Origin of the sequence: Flavobacterium covae, assembly GCF_001534645.1 — a bacterium.
GTDB classification, from domain to species: Bacteria; Bacteroidota; Bacteroidia; order Flavobacteriales; family Flavobacteriaceae; genus Flavobacterium; species Flavobacterium covae.
Genome location: NZ_CP013992.1, coordinates 23,728 through 45,194, shown reverse-complemented (window position 1 = coordinate 45,194; position 21,467 = coordinate 23,728). Strand labels below are relative to the sequence as shown.

Here is a 21,467-nt window from a genome sequence, read left to right as displayed (position 1 = left end):
ACATTTTATCTATACTTTATATACAACAAGCAAAAATCAAAATTAATTACTGATCTTGTTTATAACTTTACTAACAAATTAAAATAGTAAGGTCATGAAAAATAGTGTTTTATCATCAGTAAAATATGGATTAGCAATTATTTTAACCCTTGCTAATCTATCTTCATTTAGTCAAAATCAGCCTTTTAATTGTAATTACAATGCTTACTTGTTTCAAATGAATGACTTATACGCTATAAATCTATCATCAGGTACAGCCACCTTAATAGCAACTGATATTACTCCAGGTACAATTAATGCCGCAGGGTATAACCCTACTGATGGCTATATGTGGGGATCCTTAAGTACTCCTGCAAATACGATTGTACGAATAGGTTCTGATTTTCAAACGACTTCGTATTACATACCTGAATTACCCACAGGCAGTAGATTTGTTGGAGATATTCGTTCCGATGGAGTGTATTTTTTAAAAATAGGTAGCTTCATTTATCAAATAGATGTAAACCCAAATTCCGCAACCTACGGACAGTATATTACCTCTTATCCACTCAGTACCTCTATAAACGTTTTTGATTGGGCCTTTAACGCTGTTGATGGAAACTTATACACTGTAGAAAAAAGTACAAACATTTTATATCGAATTACTCCTACAACTGGAAGTGTACAAAGTTTAGGAGAAGTACCTATTATGGCTGGATTAAATTATACGTATGGAGCTGTCTATTTTGATGTAGATGGCAATTTTTATGTTTCATCAAATGATACTGGAACTATTTATATTATTAGAAACGTTCAAAATTTAACAGGTTCAAACATCATTAATTCAAACTTATTTGCTTTTGGTCCATCTAGTTCTAGTAATGATGGAGCGCGTTGTCCTACAGCTGCAGTATTACAAGAAGATTGTACAAACGGAATAGATGATGATGGAGACGGACTAGTTGATTGTGATGACCCTTCTTGCTCTGGAATGGGATCTTGTCCTGTTGTAGATGAAACTTCTGGAGGTAATAATGGTGGTTTAGAAAGTAATAACAGATTGGGAGACATTATTAATAAACGTAACTATAACAGAGTAAAAACCAATTATACTTTTGATCGTAGCAAGGCTGCTAGAATAGAAAAAAATGCTCGTTATGCAAATAAAAGTAACAACTTTACTCTTCAATCTTTTATCCCTCTACAAATAATTAACGAAGATTCGGTTATTGAATCTACTCCTTTTGATTTAACTCAAATTACAAATGCAACTGATATTTACTCTGTAGATTATATTAAAAAGAATAAAACTATTGGTAGTATAATTGCTATCAAAACGAAAAATAGTGTTTATGAACATACCAAATATATTTGTGATAGATTATTAGGTGCTGAAATTTTATCTGTTTCTACTATACAATTAAATGAACATAATTTTATACGTTCTATCATAAAAAATCCCGACGGAAATATTGAGTACTCAATGAGTTTAGCCGCTAGATTGACTAATAACGAAAATAATTTTTCAATAGATAGTCATTGGAATCTAGATAAATATGAACAAAACACTTCGTATTATAATTTTCAAATTTGGACAAACTCACTAGATAATTTATACAAACTAGGTGCTGAGTTAATCTCATTAATAAATAATCAAAAAACCATTACAGAATATAATGTTTCCAATCCGCCAACTGTATTTGTTAAAAAAGGTAAGTATTCTAATGGAAAACTATATTTAGATATCATTAATCCTTCTGGCGTTCAAAATGTAGATTTTGACGGTGGCAAAAGACTTTCCGAAACCTCAACTTTTGAAAATTTTACTACAACTATTAATTTAGACAAAAAGTTCTTAGTACAACATGATTATCCTATTGGTTCTTTATTTGACATAGGTATGAGAATTGGTAAAAATACCCCCGTACCAGACGATTTATTTTTATCTGATGGTCCTTGGGGACTAGATAATTCTGCTAAAGGTACAACCGTTCTAAACTATCAAATCCAACCTGATAATTATAAAACTTTAAATGATGAATTTCCAATTGAAAGAAATGTAAGTTTAAGTGCAAAAGTATCTAACTATATAAGTGTTTATCGTGCTTTAACACCTCGATTTAAAGCAATTGATTTATCCGATTATAAAAGTTTTAAATTTAAAGCCAAAGGGAATGGTAATTTAGAAATACGTTTTATAAAAGCAAGTGTTTCAAATTGGGAAAATCAACCTTATATCAATGTAAAATTAACTAATAATTGGAAAGAATTTAGTTTACCTATTTCATCCTTAATTGGTATGTCTGATAAAATAAAATTAGACGATCTTAAAACAATTGTTTTTATCATGTCTACAACAAATGGCCAAGAAGTTCTAAAAGAATTAACATTGGAAGATATTCGTTTTTCAAAAAATAATACTTTAGTTCATGATGAATCATTAGAAATAGCAATTTATCCTAACCCAGTAAGCCATGAAGCCAGTATTGAATTAATAGCAAGTGAGACCTGTTCTATGACTGTTCAAATTATAAATCAATTAGGAAAAATTGTAATGCAATTTGATGTTAGTGCAAATGCTGGATTTAACTCTATTTCTTTATCTAAAAAAGAATTATCTAGAGGTGTTTACTTTTGTAAAATTGTAAATCCTAATAATGAATATAAAATGGCTAAACTACTGATTAATTAGTATTGAAATATTCTTTTAAGAAGACTGTCCAAAAAGTTCGCAATCTTGCCATCATTTCGACCAAAGGGAGAAATCACATAATATTGATTATGAGACTCCTCCAACCGGATGTTGATTTATTACTTTTTGGACAGCCTTTTTTCATTTAAGGACTTTGCAAATAACCATTTAAATCCAAAACCTATTTCAGTATAAGTAAACCCTGCAGCTGTACTTGATGCTATATTACTCTTTAAACTATACAAATGTAGGTTTAAACGAGGACTAAATTTATAACCTATTTTGCCTTGTAACCTATAAGTCAGTTGATTTTTATTATTCTCTATAAACTGTGTTCCTCCTGCAACAATAAAATGATAAAAAGTCCCTTTTAAATCTATTGTTTTATCATCTCTAATTATGTCAGTAAAAATTTCGTACGCATTAAATCTTAAAGGACTGAAATAGAAAAGAGGTTTTTGTTCTTTAAAATTAATAAATTGATAATTAATTCCAGTCTTAATAGTAGGTTTTGATAATACTGTATAATATAATGAGGTAAATAAGAGATTACGATTATTATCATCACTTTGTTGAGTTCTAAAATATTGAATAAAACCACCTAGGTTAAAATTTGTGGAAATACTATAATTCATATATAAATGATTATTTACAATCTTTCTGCCCATAAGTTCCGCATTAAAATTTTGAATTTCACGTAAATAACCTCCTTCTATCTCTTGGAACTTAAATGGCTTTAGTTTTACGGAAACCTGTCCTAAAAATTGTACATAGTTTTGAGAATATGAATTTACGGTTGTCAATCCTCCTAATGCTGTCAAAATTAATTTAGGCTTAAATTCGTAGTGAATACCCAAAATAAAATCATTTGATTTAGCTAATTGATCATTTGTTGTATTTTGCGTTTTTCTATAAGTATACTTACCTATTAAAGAGGTTTTCAAATTAATAGGAACATTTATCGTCGTTAAAGAAGAAATAGCTGTATTTTTATTATTATCAAAGGAATAACTAATTTTTTCTTCCATAGAAGAAGAGAACTTTTCTTTTATTTTATTCAGTAAAACATTAGCGTCTTTTTGTTCTTGAAAAAAGGTTAATGTTTTATTTACAGCATTATATGATTCTTTAATTTGATCATTTGCATAATAGGCATTTGCTATTCCTAAATTTCCGTCAAATGAGGTTGAATCTTTTACTAAAAGATTTTTGTATTCATTAATTGCTTCTAAAAAATTGTTTTTGTAAATATTTAACATTGCTTGTAGAGCAATACTTTGCACACTATTTTGTGTTTTTTCTTTAAAATCATTAATTTCAATTTGAGCTTTTTTATATTTTTTATTCCATATTAGAGCTTGAATATATCTTTCCGTTGTTTGATAAATTAATGTATTATCTGAAGATTTATGTGATTTGGTTAAAGCCATTAAAGTAAAACGTAATGCTTTTTTCTCTTTATTATTTAAATGATTCGTTAACGCTACTCCATTAAGAGAAATTATAGAATCATTTTGAGTTTTATTTAATTTCGTATAAGTCTTTTCAGCTTTTGAATACTCTTTCTTTATCAATAATAAATTTGCTTTATTAAGAAGTGTTTCTCTATCTTCAGGATCGTCTATTAGATTATTATCTAACAATTTTAAAGCCTCCTGTATTTTATTTTTCTTTGATAACTGATCCGCGTATCCTAATCGTATGTATTTTCTAGAAATAAGTGCATTGGGGTTATTTTTTGACAATTCTAGTGCTTGATCTACATAGGATAATGCTTTTTCATATTCCCGCAAATTAGAAAGACAATTTGCATATCCTAAAGCAGCTGGAAAACTTTTTGAATCTAAGTCTATTAAATTTTCATAGTATGTTTTTCCTTCTATGAATTTATTATTCCACAGCATTGATTCAGCATAATTTAACTTAATTTCATAATCATTGGGATAATCATCCAGTAATTTTTGAAACAAGATTAGGGCTTCTTCTGGTTTCTTATTCAATCCTATGGCTCTTGCATAACATATTCTAGCTGTTTTATTTTCTGGATAACTACTAAGTATATCCTTAAAGAAGATTTCTGCTTTTTCAAAATTTCCTTTTTCAAGATAATTAAACCCAGATGTCATTTCCTGAGAAAAACAATGACAGGTAAAAATCATAACACTGATATACTTTACAAAACTTAACATAGATATAATGTTTTATATCACTAAGTTAATCATAATTCATCGTAATTTAAACTAAAGTAAATGGTTATTCGTCGAAAAAGAGATCTTTTATTTTGGTCTATTTAGAAATTTGTAAAACAAACGGAGTATGAACTTTAAAATCATTAATTATGTCACTTAAAATCACTTACAATTCAGGTGTTTATGAAATAAATGGAAATATGGGGGCACAAAATGTAAACTCTGTAATAAATTATTTCAATTCATTAATAGGAACTCATCCTAAAGAGATTCAAATTTTATTTGAAAAAAATCAAGAAATTGATCGAACATGTGTACGTGCTTTATATGAATTATATAAAAAAGCAATTACAGAACATGTTGTATTTCGGATATTTTCAAAAAGCAAAAAAATTGAAAAAATGTTTAACGATGAAAAAATTAATCACATTCTAAGAAAAGTAAACTTGTGAAATCATATATAATGAAGGTATTATCCTTAAATAAAACGATCTTTTCATCACTTACATTAAGTAAGGACAGGTATTTTATGTTTGTAATGCTAATTGTTAATTTAGGAAACTATCTATACAATTTAGTTTTAGGAAGAATTTTAGGTCCTCAAATTTTTGCTGATACTGCCATTTTAATTACGCTTTTATTAGTTTTATCATTTTTAGGTATGACTTTTCAAATAGCTACGACTAAGTTTACGGTTACTTTACAAGAGGATGAACGCAGGGCTTTGATTGTATTTTTTAATAAAATTGCTGTTATTCTAGGACTTATAATAGGTTCTTTATTTTTCCTTTTTTCAGAAAATTTTCAAAAAATATTTCAGACTCAAACCAATACAATGTTTGCAATCTTTGGTTGTGTTATTCCTTTTTATTTTTTAATGAGTATAAAGCGCGGAATAGAACAAGGTAAAAGTTATTTTTATAATCTATCAAAATCTTATTTGTATGAAATGTTAAGTAGGTTAATAGTTACCTATGTATTATTATTTATATTTCCAAAATCAGCTGTACCTAATATTGTAGCATCAGGTATTTTCATATCCATAATTTGTGGTTTATTTCCTTATAAAAAAGTGGATTTACTAAATTATTTTCACAATACTAAAATCTCTAATTGGTTTAAAGAAGTAAGATTATTTTTTTTAATAACCGCTTTTTATGAATTTACTCAAATTATTATTAATAATAGTGATATTATTTTGGTTAAACATTATTTCCCAAATTATGAAGCAGGTTTATATTCATCTATTGCTCTAATAGGAAGAGTCATTTATTTTGTTTCTTGGATGTTTATAATGTTATTATTACCCAAAGTCATATTATTAAAAAAACAAGGGGAAGAAACAAAAAGTGTATTATTAAATTATGTTTTTTATATCGTTGTATTATCATTCATTATAATTATTTTTTCTGCCCTTTTTTCAAAAGAAATCTTATTAATAATGTTTGGTCAAAAATATTTAGTTATTGCTTCTATTTTGTGGAAATATGCTTTAGCTACTACAATATTTGTTATTGCCAATCTTTTGACTTATTACTACTTGTCAATCAATAATTATATTCCTGTTTTTATTTCGGCTTTTTTTGGTTTTGTGCAAATTATATTGATTACTCTTTATCATAAATCCTTGGATCAAGTAGTACATGTTCAGATAGTTTCCATGTTTTTTTTACTTTTATTTCAAATGATTTATTCCTTTATTAATGTTAAATTTAAAACCATAAGAACAAATAATGTATAATTACATATTTATTATTAATACAACACAACAATAAACTACAGTAAAACAAACTATGAAACTAGCAGTTATAACATCATTTCCTCCTAGCAAGGTTACACTTAACGAATATGGATATCATCTAGTGAAAAATTTTGTTCAAAAAGATGAAGTTTCTGAGCTAATTTTAATGTGTGACAAAACACAAGAAAACAAACAACTTGATTTTGAAAATAGTCAAAAAATTCAAGTAAATGAATGTTGGATATTTAATAGTTACAAAATTATTTTTACTATTTGTAAAGCTGTCATAAACACTAAACCTGATGTTGTTTTGTTTAATCTTCAGTTTGTAAAATTTGGTGATAAAAAAATACCCGCTGCGTTAGGTCTTTTATTACCTTTTATTTTACGATTATTAGGATTTAAAACCATGGTTTTAATGCACAATATACTTGAACAAGTTGACTTAAATACTGCTGGTTTTACAAAAAATAAATTAATGCAAAATATTTACAATGGTATAGGAACTAGCCTTACTTATTTTATCTTAAAAGCCAATAAAGTCTCTGTTACTATAAGTAAATATGTTGAAATTTTAAAATCAAAATATAAAGTAAACAACGTAGTTTTAATTCCTCATGGTTCTTTTGAAACAGTTTCCCAACCTAATTTTGATTTACCAGTAGGTCCTAAAAAAATAATGGCATTTGGGAAATTTGGAACGTATAAAAAAGTAGAAATTTTAATTGACGCGGTACAAGAAATTAGAAAAAAATATACGGATCCTATAGAAATAGTGATTGCTGGTACTGATAGTCCAAATACTATAGGCTATCTGGAAGGTGTTCAAAAAAAATATACTAACGTAGAAGGATTGTTTTTTACTGGATATGTTGAAGAAAAAGATGTAGAAAAAATTTTTACAGAAAGCACTGTAGTGGTCTTTCCATATACGTCTACTACTGGTAGTTCAGGAGTACTTCATCAAGCAGGAAGTTATGGGAAAGCTGTTGTAATGCCTAATCTAGGTGATTTAGCTCTACTTGTGGAGGAAGAAGGATATAAAGGAGAGTTTTTTGATTCAGAATCTGTTGAATCTTTAGCAGCAGCTATTCATAAAATTTTACAAAATGATAATTATAGAAGAGAATTAGCGTATAATAATTACACTGTGGCTAGTTCTTTAACAATGGATAAAATAGCCGATCAATATCTATATGAAATCAATCAATTAACACATGGTAATATGTCTTAATATAAAGTTTTTAGAGCTCATTATTTAATCAAGTATTATCTCAAATGCTAAAATAGGTAATGTGGTCAAAAATGGTTGGTAATTTTTGATTTTAAATTGCTTATATTACAACATCAAATTGAAGAGGAAGTTGGCTCTGCTGAGGAGCAACCAACCAGCAATAAGTTTGATGATTATACGATAATTAAAGGATAGGTTTTAATCTATCCTTTTTTAATTATCGGTAATCAAATATGGCTGAAAAAACCTATTTTTCAATTTGATTTTTATAGTATAAATACCATCTTAAAAAGTTCTTCCTGTTTTTTATACTTAATCCTCTATGAATATTTAGATTGTCTTTCAAATGTCCAAAAAATGATTCAAGAGCATTAGTTGAATTTGGTATTTTATCATCTTTAAGATAGGTAAACATATGTGGTAATGCTTTTTTAATTACAGTAAATGATCTTCTAACCATTTTATGAGTATACCAATATTTTTTACTTTCGATTTTATATGATCTTTCATTAAGATAGTCTCTATATTTTTCTTCCCAATGTATAAGCTCTATTAACCATAATTGTCTTTTGTATTCAGAATTAATCTGATGGATTTTAATTATAATTTGCTTTAATTCAAAGCCTGATTTGTGTTTTGGATTGGCCGTGAGCCATATTTTACACATTCTTGAAATATGTACTAAACACCTTTGAAAAGCTATGTCAGGGCAAATATTTTGTATCGCTTTTAATACAGATTTATCACCATCAGAAGTAATACATTTTATAGTAATCCCAAGATTTAATAAATTTTGTAAATCTTCTGCAACTTCTTCATAATTTTCGTTATCAGTTATTCTATAAAGTTGAGTAGATTTTAAATGAAAATTTCTATAAACTACTAGACAAATATCATTAGGAAAATAAGTTCCATCAATCATAAGATAAACATCATCAGTGGAGCTAAACTCTAAAACAGGAGCTTTAGATAACATTTTAGAAAAATAACGTTGTAAAGTACTTTTACTGTAACCAGATTCAAGTGAAATTTTATCAAAAATATCTTTACCGATTATCCAGTTTTTAAACCAAATCTCTTTATTAGAATCTGAAACTGATTTATTATTTGAAGTAAATAATTGACCACAATCATTACACTTAAATCGTTGCTTATTTTCTCTTATTCCCCACTTTATCGTATTGAGGCTTTTACAGGTTGGACAACGCTTTTTTTTGAAGTTTTCATGAAATAAAAAAAGTTTATTGAAACTAATTTCAATAAACTTTCGTCAATATCATATTTTATAATGCTTTACAGCATTTTTACCAACCATTTTTGACTATTAAACCCTAAAATAAAACAGGAATTTTTAATATAAAAAAATGTAAACGAAAAATAATGATAAAACAAATCTGTCTTTATTTTCATAAAATATTAATGTGATATAAACGAAAAAGAAGGTTTCTTATTTCCATTTTTATCCAGAAAACCAAAGTTTTTCTGTTTATTTTTTATCCAAAATTTATTTTCAAAAATGTTGTCTGGCACAGTCGGAAAATCATAAAGAGTCCAAGAGACAAATGAAATATCATGATTCTTAAAATATTCTTGCATTACTTTATGATATGCTGCTTGATTATTGTTAGAATTTCCAAACCAATTCCAAAAGTTTTTATTTGAAGACAATCCAAATTCACCCACTATTATGGGTTTTTTGGATGTTTTTACTAGTTCATTATAACCTTTTAGAAAATCATTAGTTTCTTCATAGTAATGAAAAGAAATAAAATCTACTTTATCTTTTAGTATTTCTGCTGATTCTTTATTAGAATAGCCAATTGTTATCAAATGTTTGCTATCTATTTCTTTAATATAATCAATCATGTTTTCTAGCCAAGGAATGACATTTTGTTTTTTTCTTCTTTCAAAATCCAAATTAGGCTCATTCTTTATATCCCAAGCTAGAATATTATCTAATTCACTACAGGCAGTTATTATTTTTTCGGCATGACGGTGTGTTAGTGTCCAACTTTCAATAGAATAATCACTATAAAAATCAAATAAAGTAACAATTACGGATAAATTATTATCCTTCGCAATTTTTATAGTTTGAATTAATTTTTGTAGTCTATCTTTTTTTATTTCTGCTTTTCCAAAGTCTTCATACGGAACAAAAATTCTGATTGTATTTAAGTTCGCTTTTTTAATAATTTTAAAGTCTTTTTTGATTACTATAGAATCATACTTTTTTCCGTACATATCCCACGGTGAATCTTTAGGATAATAATTTATTCCTTTTATTTTAAAAGGAACTCCTGATTTGTAAATTTTTTGATTTTGAATGGTAAAAATTCCTGGTTCTTTTAAGGTTTTTTTTTCTGGTTCTTTTGTCATTTTCAGAATATGTCGTACTCTCCAATAACCATCTTCTAGTAGTAAAATTACTTTATATAAGGAGGTGTCTTTAACAGAGGCAATAAATTTCTTGTTTTGGTAAACATTTTGAAATTCCACAACATTTTTATCTGTTATTACGACTTGCTGTCCATCTTCACTATAAAATTCTAATTTTATGTAATGTTTCAAAGTAGTATTATCTATTGTAATCTTTTGAGATTTATTCCTTTTTATTACATTAAATATTTGGTTATACGCATTTTGGGTAAAATAATCTGCTAGAGCTGTATTTATATTTTTGTTCAAAGCATTGTTTTTGATATACCATGAAAATAAATAATGTTTTTCTATTGTTTTTAAGGTTTGAGGTTCTATTTCTCTTCCTTCATTTTTGTTTTTTTCCCATTCAATTTTTGGAAGATACGTGTTTATAGGTTCTTTATCTAAATGTAGTATAGTAGCTCTATCTGCCCCAGAGTTCATAAAGGCAATTATAGAACTTAATCCGTATAGTAGTAATAAATTAAGCAAAATAAAAGAGCTAATTAAAATGAAACGATAACTATTTTTATTATTTATTATAGCCATATAAAATTTTCTGTGTTTTTATTGTCTTTCCCAAAACTGATATTTCAAATGAATACTCACTTGCTTTAAATTCTTCTTCTGGAAAATTGAAATGCGCAATACCTTTAAAGGTATTTTCTTTAATTTCTGCAATACATTTATTCTTTTTATACACTTTAGTAACAACCGCTATTCCATCTGGTACTATTTGGTTCATATAACTTTTTATAGGTCCTATTTTTAAATACCTATTATTCATAAAATGATATGGTATTTTAGTCGTAACCTCTTTATAATTTACGCTTATAACATTACTCTCAGCCATACCATTTACAAATGCTTTTATCGTATATTTTTCTTTATGATCAGGATGTAAAATTTGTGCATTGGCTACACCTTCTAAAGTAGTACCTTGGGTACTTAACTGACTTCCTTTTGAATTTGTTATTAAAAAATTAACCTGAGTTGCATCACTTATAATATTTCCAAACTTATCTTTTATTGTATTAGTAAATAACTTAGTTATCTGATTTCCATCGGCAAATAAATGTGGTCTGGTATAATCAATACTAAAATTAGTTGGAATATTTGGATAAATTAAGGCCTCAAATTCTTTTGTAGAGGAAGTCTTAACTGTAGCAGATAAAAATATTTTACCTGATTTTGTTGGTGCAAATATATTTTTCCAAGCAATCAAATTTTTTGTCAAAACTTTATTATTCTGAATATTATCAAAAAAATGCTCTTTATAGTCTACACTTGTATTAGTGGGCATAGGGTTATCATAAATGTCTGAAGGTATCGTAACAAACATTACAAAATGAGGCGATCCAACCAAAGTACTTGGCGGTCCTAAATAAGCTTCTAAAGGTTTTGGGGAAATGAAAGTAGGACAAATCTCTAAGCTTCCTTTTAGTACAATTGTTTCTTTATGTATAAGAAACCATGAAATAGTTCCCGTTTTTTTTGTGTAAATTTCAGGTATTTCAAAAGTAAGTAAATGATCTTTTCTTTTTCCTGAAACAATTGTTTTACCGTATGAGTGATTAATAAAAAGCCAACTGTTATCTGGTGCTATAAATTGAAACGAGACACTCTTTCCTGCTTCACTCTTAAATACAGGATTCAGTAGTCTGTATTTTTTTAATGTATTGTAATTGTACAGACTTGTAAACCCACAAAACAGGATAAAACCAATTGTAATAAGTATGAATGCTTTTTGTTTCATAACCTTGGATTACCAATAAAATTATTAAAATTTATTTTTATAAATGAAAATCCTTTTCCTTCTATTTTTTGTAATTGATTTAATTCGTTTCCGTTATTTTTTTCAAAAACAGATCGGGCGATTGACTCATTTGAAATACCATTTATAAAGCAATTTTTAATACTTGAATTAATAATTTTTAAATTATTCAAATCCAATAATGTATAATCAAAATCTTGTTTTCTTTGAATTCTTATTCCTTCATTTATAAAATAATGATCTACATAAATCAAGTCTTTTTTATCATTGTAGTATGATATAATTAATTCAGATATTGTTACTTCTTGTGTTCCAAAATTAAAAAGGTTTCCTTTTATTTTGCCTTCTTTTATCTCTAATTCGTTTAAAGATACAGAATTGTATAAATCAGTTGTTACTACATTCCCTTCTCCATGTAGGTTAAAACGAACTGGTCTTGATTTAAAAAATTTCGGTGAAAACTCATCAGGATTAAAGTTAGTAGGTTTTATATCACTATTTTTTAACCAAGCTATTTCTTCAAATTCTATCTTAAAAGGAGTTGTTTCTTTGGGATTTAATTTATGCTTTATCGTGTATTTCGAATTAAAAGAAGCTACCATTGTATTATTACGATCATACAAATCTGCTTTTAAAATAACATCGGCTGGAACGTTATCAATGTTTTGAAGTGTTCCAATAATTTCAAATCTATTATTCTTTTCTACAAGTGAAGCTGAAATGATTTCTAAATCAGGTTGTCTCAATACATCTTCGTGATATGTTTGTTGAGTTGTAATTCTTCTTCTTCCTTGTTTATAAAATTCCGTTTGATTATTACTTAAAAGCTCATCAGGAGGAATGTCTATATCTTTTTTTTCAGGTACTATATACCATTTTCCATTTTTTTTATTTACAAAATGTGTAAATGTTTTGTAGATCATTTTTAATGGAGTAACCCATTTTGTATTTGCTATAACTTTTGCCTTTTTAGATCCAACAAATGCTATTTCAACAGCAATAGAATCTAGTTTTGCATACGAATTTATAATTCCGTCTCTTACAGAAATTTCAAGCATAAATTGCGAAAAAGGATACTCTTTTTTAGGGAATGTTAATTTATAAGCTCCTCTAAAGTCTTTATGATCTAAATCATTATAATAGGATTTTACTACATTTTCAGGAGAAAGCTGTTTATCTACATCTCTATAAAATAAATATAAGCTAGCTATAATAATACAAGAAAGTAAAATTCCCCAATAATGTAGTACTTTAATTAGCTTTTGATTAAATATATTGTAAGATAATCCATATTCTTTAAAATTTGTAAGGCTTTTATTATTCGTTTTTAATGCCTGTACCCAAATCATTTGTATGTTAAGTACAAAAGCAACAATAATAGTAAAAAGGGGAATAATACCCCACATTAATTTTAAATAATTTGGAATATCATCCTTGGGTATAATTTTTGACAAAGGCTTTACACTAATTTTTTCCCAAACCATAATACCGTTTTCTAACAAACCTATCCTATGCCAGCCACAGTAATAAAGTATAGGATCATAGAATTTGTCATTTGAAAAAATATATTTCAAGTTATATTTTTCTGGAACTGTAAGAAATTGCTGCAAAGACCCTATTCCTTCCAATCCTCTGAATTTACAATTCTCTAAACGCTCCACCGCTCTAGAAGTTAATTCTGGAAGACGTCTTGCTGAATGATAATTCCCATCTACTGTCATAGCTTTTGTTAAAGTAGATAAATAAGCCATTTGATCACCAAAACCTAATGGTAAAAAACGCCATTGATCGTGTTGATCCTGATTTAAAAAATTAACAATGGGCTGCATGTCAATTTTTTTAGGTTGTAAAGGCCTACAATAAGTCAAAGTAATCGTAAAAATGGCTAAAAATATAATTCCTCCAGCATATAATCCTATTATAAATTTATGATATATACTACCATATTTCTTTTGTATAACTTTTTTTAAATCCCCTTCAATTAATCTGTACACAAATTCACCAAACATAGGTAAAGACATAATACTTGCCCAAAATGTAAAACGGTCTAACGTTAAAATATTAAACGCATTAGAACCTAAAATTTTAATTGGCAATGGAGTAGTGCCTCCTGTTCCTAATAAAGTTAGCATAGCTAAGGATAAACCAAAGAAGATATAACGTTTTGAATAGAGTCTATAAAAAACATAGGGCAGTACAAATAGTAATATCCCCCAAGGAATTACAAAAAACACTAATCCTGATGAAGTTACTTCAATAAAATTATCCCTACTTCCGTGGGGAATTGGAACTTGAGTTATAGGATTTTTTTTAGAATTAATCCAATAAGGTAAAATACAAACAACAATTAGAACAATAACACTAAAACCAAATACAATAATTCTTTTTAAAAGTTTAACTAATGTTTTAAGAAAAAGTTGAATTCTAACTTCTTCGAACGAATGGGTTAATTCACGTGCTTTATCAATAATAGCCATACCTATTAAAGGGGCAATAAAAAAAACCATTCCAAATATAGGAGTAACATGATGAGAACAAACCGTTACAGCAAGCAATGATAAAGCATTAAAATAATGCTTGATATATCCTTTTCTGATAAATAAATAAATTTCAGGTAAGGAATGCATTAAAATTGAAATGCCAATTATGCTGGGTAGTTGACCAAAAATATGCAGAGCTTCTACAAACGAAGAAGAAACTACTGTAATTATTGACGCATATCCGGCTACAAATCTATTATTAGAGAGAAGTAAAGAAAATCTATAAATACCTGTAATAAATAATATTACCCCTATAATAGCAATTAAGAATAAACTAAATTTTAACCCTACTATGTAGGAAAGTAATCCTATACACTGATGCACTAATGGAGGATAACTCATTACATTAAAACCTGTATACCAACTGTAATCCCAAGGTTCAAACCAATTTTGAGCATAATGATTACCAAAAAAAAGATGAATTAGTGCATCATACGTATTTTCTAAGGTAAAAAATATCGCACTACCATGAAAAATAACCCCAATTAATAGAGCTGAAATAAGATATTTATTTGAGGGTTCTCTCACATTATTAGTAATAAAACTTATATCGTAAATGTAATTGCAAAAATTAATTTTTAGAAATATTGCATCGTTATAAATTAACCATTCGTCGAAACAAATATTTGTGTTTGTCTAAAATACTAAAAAGAAAGATTCCTTAAACTTAATTTAGCATTATAATTAACTAAAAACATAAAATGAAAAAAATATTAACTATTGATGATCAACAACTCGTATTATTGTCTTTAGAGATGTATTTAACAGATTTAGGATTTGAGGTTCATACTTGTAACAACGTACACGATGCTATTCAATTATACGATCAAATTGAACCCGATTTAGTTATAGTTGATATGAATATGCCTGTATTACCTTCTTCTATCTCTAATACATCTAAAGAAGATATTGATAATAATGCGCATGGTCTTAAAATAGTTAAGTATATAAAAATTGGCAGAAAAAAAACGACACCAGTTATTGTTTTATCTGGCAATACACAAGAAAACGTCATATTAGAAGGTTTTGATTTAGGTGCTGATGATTATCTAAAAAAACCATTGAGTCTGAACGAAATAGGTGCACGTGTAAAAAAAATACTAGGAACCCCTGAAGTAACAGAAAATGTAGACCACAACAATCAATTTTTACAAGAAAAAACCGTAGGCATTGTTATTCCTTGTTATAATGAAGAAAAAAGATTACTTAGTACTGATTTTAAGAACTTTATTAAAACAAATTTAGGCTATCATCTTTGCTTTGTAAATGATGGAAGTACGGATGATACCTTAAAAGTGTTAAACGAATTGTGTAAAGGTAGTCAAAACAATATGAGTGTTTATAACTGCGAAAAAAATGGAGGAAAAGCGGAAGCTGTTCGTTTAGGAATATTACACTTAACATCACTTAATCAGTTTGATTACATAGGTTTTTTAGATGCTGATTTATCTACGGATTTTGCAGATTTTCAAAAATTAGTTGATACTATAAAAGAATCTGAATATAAAATTGTTAGTGGTTCTAGAATAGATAGAATGGGAGCAGAAATTACGAAAGAATCTGCTAGAAAAATTATTTCAATGACTATAAATTTTATTATTAGAAAAACACTCGGAATGGATTTTAGAGACACTCAATGTGGAGCAAAAGTGATGAATCAGGAAATAATAGAAAAAACATTTCAAAAGAAATTCATTACCAAATGGCTGTTTGACGTGGAAATATTCATGAGAATGAGAAAAATTTATGGAGCTGAAAATGCTAAAAAAGTCATTTGTGAAGTCCCCTTAAAAAGATGGATTCATGTAGATGGATCAAAATTATCTTTTAAGGATTCTTTTAAAATAGTTTTTCAATTAGGCAAAATAGCCTTTTATTATAGATTATTCCCCAATAATTATAGTGAAATTTAAAAATTTAATGTTAGATTGATTTTGAATGTTTTAGAAATTTGTTTGTTTACTGTTATGTAAGTTTTTGTCTTGTCCTAAAAATAGATTTATATGAAAATATAAATTTATTAGGACGAGACAAATCTTTAATTTACTTCATTTTTTATTATATTTCTATAAAATAAATAGCATATTTTTATTCTACATATAACACTAAACCTTTTAAATAGTGTCCCTCGGGATGATAAATATTGGTTGGATGATCGGGTCCTTGTTCTAATTTATGCAAAACCCGAATGGTTCTACCAGATTCTATAGCTGCAGCAGCTATAGTGTTATAAAACAACACGTCATCTATCACTTGTGAACATGAAAAAGTAAAAAGAATTCCTTTAGGAGCTAGTGCTTTTAATCCTGCTATATTCAAACGTTTATAAGCTTGAGTTGCGGTATGTTTACTCTTTATACTTTTTGCAAAAGCAGGAGGATCTAATACAATTAGATCATACACTTGATGATTTTCTTTCATAAAGTTAAACACATCATCTGCCACAGCTTGGTGATTAGCGTTAGGAAAATTTAATTCCATATTTTTGGCTGCTAAATCAACTGCTTTTTGTGAAATATCAACCGATGTTACTAACTCAGCACCTGCTTTCATAGCATAAATTGAAAAACCTCCAGTATAACAAAACGTATTTAATACTTTTTTTCCTTTTGAAAATTCAGCTAATAATTTTCTATTATCCCGTTGATCTAAAAAGAAACCTGTTTTTTGTCCTTCAACCCAGTTGACTGAAAAAAGAATATGGTTTTCTTTTGCTATTGTTTCTGCTGTATTACCATATAAAAAATAGTCTGTTCCTGTATTGGGAAGCGTTCCAGTACTTTTACAATAAATTGTTTCACAATGCGCTGAAAAAGCGGATTGAATAGCTTGTGCTATTTTTTCTATTTGATAATAAATACCCGATGAATGGGCTTGTAAAACCCAATGATTATTATAAAAATCAATAATCAAACCAGGTATACCATCTCCTTCTCCATGAATAACACGAAAAGCATTGGTAGCATCTAAATCTAACAATCGCGTCCTTAAATTCCAAGCAGAAATAAGTTTTTGAGTCCAAAAATCATTAGTAAATTCTTCTTGAGCAAAAGTAAGTAAACGAACAACTATGCTACCTCTGTCACTAAAGTAACCCGTACCAAGAAGTTGATTTTTAGCATCTACCACTTCTACCATTTCGCCATCTTTTATTTCTTGTGATACTCCATATACAGCTCCACTAAATATCCATGGATGGCGACGCAAAATAGATTTCTCTTTTCCTTGTTTTAAAATTACTTTTGGAAAACTCATGATTTGTTTTTTTTTGCAAATGTAACTATAAAAAAAGAGACCGAACAAATTCGGTCTCTCAATATAATTCTTAACGAAAGTTTATTTTTTAGCAAACTTCTTTGCTAATGTTTTTTGTCCATCATTAATTTCAATCACATACATACCTGCTGCTAAATCAGAAACATTAATTTCTTGATTTAATTTACCTGATTTCAAAGGTTGTCCTATTAGGTTATAAATCTGATATGATACCGCTCTATTATCTAATGTTCTTATATTTAATAGTCCATTTGATGGATTTGGATAAATTTCCATATTATAGTTATTTGCTTCATCTGAAATTTCTGTACCAAAAGTAATACCTGCAATTGCCGCAGCTCCTATATTTACTGTATAATCTTCAACCTCTCCATAAGAAAATGTTTCACAAGCTGTAGAAGTAGATCCGTATTTCATCTGAACTCTCATTCTGGTTTCTCCAGCTAAAGCTGTTGTAGGAACAGTAAAAGTACCTGTTAAATTTCCTGAACTAGAAGAAGAACCTGTTGTTACTTTTTCTGTTGATTCAAACGTACCATTTTTATTATAATCAATCCATACTGACCAATATTCAGTATATGAATTACCTGCAAAACCAGCACTAAACGTAATAGTATTTGATCCGTAAGGTAGAGGTGCTATTTTAGAGGTAAAGTTTCCATACCCTGCATCAGCAGTTGTTGTATTAGTCATACCATTTAATGCTACATAATCAATCCATTCATCTGCTTGACTAGATCCTTTAGATGCACAATAAGTAATAGAAGAACCAGCAGAAGTAGTTACTGAAACTGCATTACTTGTTGCTGATAAATTACCTGCTGCGTCTTTTGCTTTTACAGTAAAATTATAAGTAGTAGAAGCCTTTAGTCCTGATACTGTAGCACTAGTAGTAGTAGAAGATGCTAAAAGAGTTGTTCCGTTATAAATATTGTATCCTGTAACTCCTACATTATCGGTAGAAGCTGTCCATGATAAAGTAGTCGAGGTAGAGGTTGTACCCGAAGCTACTAAATTAGTTGGAGTCGTTGGAGCAGTCGTATCGGAAGTACCTCCTGAATAAGCAGCACCTATTCCTACAGCATACCAAGCGTTAGTAGTAGCAATAACTTCTGGAGATCCTGCACCATATAAATCAGTAGCTGCTTGAATAGCACCTGTTCTTGCATTTGCATAAGTAGAATTAGCTGATAGATATACGCTTTCTGTACGGAAAGCAATTTTTTCTGCTTTAGTAATTGTTATACCTGTTATATTGAAAGCATTCCCTATATCATTAGTACCTGATCCACCAACAGATAGTAAGTAAAACCAATAATTTAATACTCCTGAGTTAGTATGTACCCCTCCAGAATCACCTGTTCCAGAATACCAATTAGTTCCTTTATAAGTATCAGGCTGTCCTTCTGCATTAGGGTTACTCATAGATCGTAAAGCAAGATGACCTGCTCTTCTTTCAATATCTTCACCAATTAACCAAATTTGTTTGTTTGCTTGCGCATAATTTTCAATACATGCGCCCCAAATATCAGAAAATCCTTCATTCATAGCACCTGATTCGTTTTGGTATACAAGATTTGCGGTTTTTGTACAAATAGCGTGGCCAATTTCGTGAGCACATACATCTAACGATGTTAGAGCATCAAAATAAGTACCACTACCATCACCATAAGTCATTCTAGTACCATCCCAATACGCATTATCATAATTATTGCTATAGTGTACATAACTATTAATTTTTGCCCCTGCGTTATCAAAACTATTTCTGTTATGAATATTTTTCCAATAATCATACGTTTTTTCTGCTCCCCAATGAGCATCTAAAGCCGCATTATCTTTATTTGTGTTATTATATTCTGCAGCTGTCCAATTATTATCAGCATCGGTAAAATTTACAGCTGAGGCATAAGAAGTCCCTTTTTTCATGTTATAGGTTTGAATCCCGTTTCCTCTTCCTGTTTCAGATAATATATAAGATGATCCACTTAAGGATGTTTCAATAGTTTGAGAACCGCTATAACGAGTTGCAGCATTAGCTGCTACAAAAGCCATAGAATTTGTTTTAAACATATCTATATAAGTTCCTTCTGTAGATTTTTTACCGTGGGCATGTGCTCCTAAATGTTTGATAGTAGCATTATATAATAATATTTGACCATTTTGCGCATCTACATATACATCTCCTCTGCTTAAAGGTTTAGTAGCGTAAATATCAAATTTATATGCTAATTTAATAGTATTATCTAGAGGTAATAAAACTAGCTCTCCTTGAGGTTTAGAATATTTATTAGCATTTGCTTCTGCAAAATCGTCCCATAAGAATTCTTGTGCTCCCAAATGAGATATGGCTCTTTGTAATGCTGCATCTGCTTTTATCGACGGATTTACATCTATATCTCCAATGTTATAATATTCTCCATTCATAGAGTTTACTCTACCATTTTTAGAATGCACTGAATAGGTTGCAAATTCAACTTTTATTCCTTTGTGGTATAATTGGTATTTCTCATGTGAAAAACCTAAGTTATCAGAATCCGATTTCATTTTAGCAAAATCTTGATTAGATTTTAATCCAAGTTGTTCCTTAAATAAAATTTTAACATCTGATGTTTTATAGACTGATGATTCTTTAAATGAAACAAATGACGGTGTTTTATTCTCGTTTTTTTCTTTCAGTTGTACATACTTATTGCTTTCTTGAGCAACAGTTGACAACGTAACCAATGATAAAGCCATCATGGATGCTACGCTTTGTAGTTGTTTTTTCATAGTTAATAGTTTGTTTTGTTGATAAAATATTAATTATAATAATTTTAACAATAATATAGTATTTTTTTTAAAATAAAAAATTAAATGTTATTTTTTTAAATTTTTATTTATTAAAACAAAAAAAACGATAGATAATCTATCGTTTTAGTAATATAAAATTATTTTTTATTATTAGAATTTCATCTCTGGTATATCTCCTTCTATAATCAATTCTGCTTCGGTGGATTTAATGATTTCCTCGACCGTTACACCTGGTGCACGTTCTAACAACTTAAATCCTTTTGATGTGATTTCTAATACTGCTAATTCGGTTACTACTTTCTTTACACATCCTACACCTGTTAAAGGTAAGGTACATTTTTTAAGGATTTTAGATTCACCTGCTTTGTTTACGTGCATCATGGCCACAATGATGTTTTCGGCAGAGGCTACTAAATCCATAGCACCTCCCATCCCTTTTACCATTTTTCCTGGAATTTTCCAATTGGCAATATCGCCATTTTCAGAAACTTCCATGGCTCCTAAAATGGTTAAGTCAACTTTTTGTGCACGTATCATTCCAAAACTAAATGCTGAATCGAAGAAACTCGCTCCTGGTAAAGTCGTTATAGTTTGTTTTCCTGCATTGATGATGTCTGCATCTTCTTCGCCTTCAAAAGGAAAAGGTCCCATACCTAAAACCCCGTTTTCAGACTGAAATTCTACAGAAATATCTTCGCGTACATAATTCGCCACTAACGTAGGAATCCCGATTCCAAGATTTACGTAGTAGCCGTTTTTTACTTCTTTTGCTATGCGTTGTGCTATTTGATTTTTATCTAATGCCATATATCATTTGATGATTTGAAAATTTGA

General features: G+C 28.6%; 13 protein-coding genes. 5 read left to right on the top strand and 8 right to left on the bottom strand.

Translation table 11 applies throughout. From position 1 onward, the window contains the following. Positions 1 to 94 precede the first annotated feature (94 nt). The gene (locus AWN65_RS00180) at positions 95 to 2,671 is read left to right on the top strand and encodes a DUF6923 family protein (RefSeq protein WP_060381309.1); all 2,577 of its coding nucleotides are present in this window, start codon (positions 95 to 97) and stop codon (positions 2,669 to 2,671) included. A gap of 119 nt (positions 2,672 to 2,790) precedes the next feature. On the opposite strand, the gene AWN65_RS00175 is transcribed toward AWN65_RS00180, so the two are convergent. Further along, positions 2,791 to 4,860: a tetratricopeptide repeat protein gene (locus AWN65_RS00175; protein WP_235588333.1), complete on the bottom strand. Its 2,070-nt coding sequence runs from the start codon at positions 4,858 to 4,860 to the stop codon at positions 2,791 to 2,793. Between the two features lie 149 nt (positions 4,861 to 5,009). Here AWN65_RS00175 and AWN65_RS00170 point away from each other — a divergent pair, with 149 nt between their 5' ends. The 3 genes from AWN65_RS00170 to AWN65_RS00160 are packed head-to-tail and all read left to right on the top strand — an operon-like array spanning position 5,010 to position 7,835. Then, a complete protein-coding gene (locus AWN65_RS00170) occupies positions 5,010 to 5,312 on the top strand; it encodes an STAS domain-containing protein (protein ID WP_060381307.1) in 303 nt (100 codons plus the stop codon). 11 nt (positions 5,313 to 5,323) lie between these two features. Next, complete coding sequence (locus AWN65_RS00165; protein WP_060381306.1) at positions 5,324 to 6,601, top strand: MATE family efflux transporter; 1,278 nt, start codon at positions 5,324 to 5,326, stop codon at positions 6,599 to 6,601. Positions 6,602 to 6,653: 52 nt separating this feature from the next. After that, entirely contained in the window at positions 6,654 to 7,835 is a 1,182-nt protein-coding gene (locus tag AWN65_RS00160) for a glycosyltransferase (protein WP_060381305.1), read from the top strand. A 247-nt stretch (positions 7,836 to 8,082) separates the two neighbouring features. Here the strand turns inward: AWN65_RS00160 and AWN65_RS00155 are convergent, their stop codons facing one another. From AWN65_RS00155 to AWN65_RS00140, 4 genes are all read right to left on the bottom strand, one after another. After that, positions 8,083 to 9,090 (bottom strand): IS256 family transposase, variant Zn-binding type, encoded by a 1,008-nt coding sequence (locus AWN65_RS00155; RefSeq protein WP_424959246.1) that lies wholly within the window; start codon positions 9,088 to 9,090, stop codon positions 8,083 to 8,085. Positions 9,091 to 9,251: 161 nt separating this feature from the next. Further along, positions 9,252 to 10,802 carry a glycosyl hydrolase gene (locus tag AWN65_RS00150; protein ID WP_060381303.1) on the bottom strand — a complete coding sequence of 517 codons (1,551 nt, stop codon included), beginning with the start codon at positions 10,800 to 10,802 and terminating at the stop codon, positions 9,252 to 9,254. Continuing rightward, positions 10,786 to 12,009: an Ig-like domain-containing protein gene (locus AWN65_RS00145; protein WP_060381302.1), complete on the bottom strand. Its 1,224-nt coding sequence runs from the start codon at positions 12,007 to 12,009 to the stop codon at positions 10,786 to 10,788. Before AWN65_RS00145 ends, AWN65_RS00150 begins: the two co-directional genes overlap by 17 nt. Then, positions 12,006 to 15,095: a hypothetical protein gene (locus AWN65_RS00140; protein ID WP_060381301.1), complete on the bottom strand. Its 3,090-nt coding sequence runs from the start codon at positions 15,093 to 15,095 to the stop codon at positions 12,006 to 12,008. The genes AWN65_RS00145 and AWN65_RS00140 overlap by 4 nt, the downstream gene beginning before the upstream one ends. A gap of 173 nt (positions 15,096 to 15,268) precedes the next feature. On the opposite strand from AWN65_RS00140, the gene AWN65_RS00135 reads away from it, so the two are divergent. Next, entirely contained in the window at positions 15,269 to 16,480 is a 1,212-nt protein-coding gene (locus AWN65_RS00135) for a glycosyltransferase (RefSeq protein WP_060381300.1), read from the top strand. A 175-nt stretch (positions 16,481 to 16,655) separates the two neighbouring features. Here AWN65_RS00135 and AWN65_RS00130 read toward each other — a convergent pair whose 3' ends face one another. From AWN65_RS00130 to AWN65_RS00120, 3 genes are all read right to left on the bottom strand, one after another. Further along, the gene (locus tag AWN65_RS00130; protein WP_060381299.1) at positions 16,656 to 17,822 is read right to left on the bottom strand and encodes a class I SAM-dependent rRNA methyltransferase; all 1,167 of its coding nucleotides are present in this window, start codon (positions 17,820 to 17,822) and stop codon (positions 16,656 to 16,658) included. An 81-nt stretch (positions 17,823 to 17,903) separates the two neighbouring features. Beyond that, a complete protein-coding gene (locus AWN65_RS00125; protein WP_060381298.1) occupies positions 17,904 to 20,612 on the bottom strand; it encodes a M4 family metallopeptidase in 2,709 nt (902 codons plus the stop codon). Between the two features lie 171 nt (positions 20,613 to 20,783). Further along, positions 20,784 to 21,440 (bottom strand): CoA transferase subunit B, encoded by a 657-nt coding sequence (locus AWN65_RS00120; RefSeq protein WP_060381297.1) that lies wholly within the window; start codon positions 21,438 to 21,440, stop codon positions 20,784 to 20,786. Positions 21,441 to 21,467 lie beyond the last annotated feature (27 nt).

Coding starts and splice junctions, on each gene's coding strand:
- AWN65_RS00180 (WP_060381309.1), top strand. CDS start 95: ATGAAAAATAGTGTTTTATCATCAGTAAAATATGGATTAGCAATTATT.
- AWN65_RS00175 (WP_235588333.1), bottom strand. CDS start 4,860: ATGTTAAGTTTTGTAAAGTATATCAGTGTTATGATTTTTACCTGTCAT.
- AWN65_RS00170 (WP_060381307.1), top strand. CDS start 5,010: ATGTCACTTAAAATCACTTACAATTCAGGTGTTTATGAAATAAATGGA.
- AWN65_RS00165 (WP_060381306.1), top strand. CDS start 5,324: ATGAAGGTATTATCCTTAAATAAAACGATCTTTTCATCACTTACATTA.
- AWN65_RS00160 (WP_060381305.1), top strand. CDS start 6,654: ATGAAACTAGCAGTTATAACATCATTTCCTCCTAGCAAGGTTACACTT.
- AWN65_RS00150 (WP_060381303.1), bottom strand. CDS start 10,802: ATGGCTATAATAAATAATAAAAATAGTTATCGTTTCATTTTAATTAGC.
- AWN65_RS00145 (WP_060381302.1), bottom strand. CDS start 12,009: ATGAAACAAAAAGCATTCATACTTATTACAATTGGTTTTATCCTGTTT.
- AWN65_RS00135 (WP_060381300.1), top strand. CDS start 15,269: ATGAAAAAAATATTAACTATTGATGATCAACAACTCGTATTATTGTCT.
- AWN65_RS00130 (WP_060381299.1), bottom strand. CDS start 17,822: ATGAGTTTTCCAAAAGTAATTTTAAAACAAGGAAAAGAGAAATCTATT.
- AWN65_RS00125 (WP_060381298.1), bottom strand. CDS start 20,612: ATGAAAAAACAACTACAAAGCGTAGCATCCATGATGGCTTTATCATTG.
- AWN65_RS00120 (WP_060381297.1), bottom strand. CDS start 21,440: ATGGCATTAGATAAAAATCAAATAGCACAACGCATAGCAAAAGAAGTA.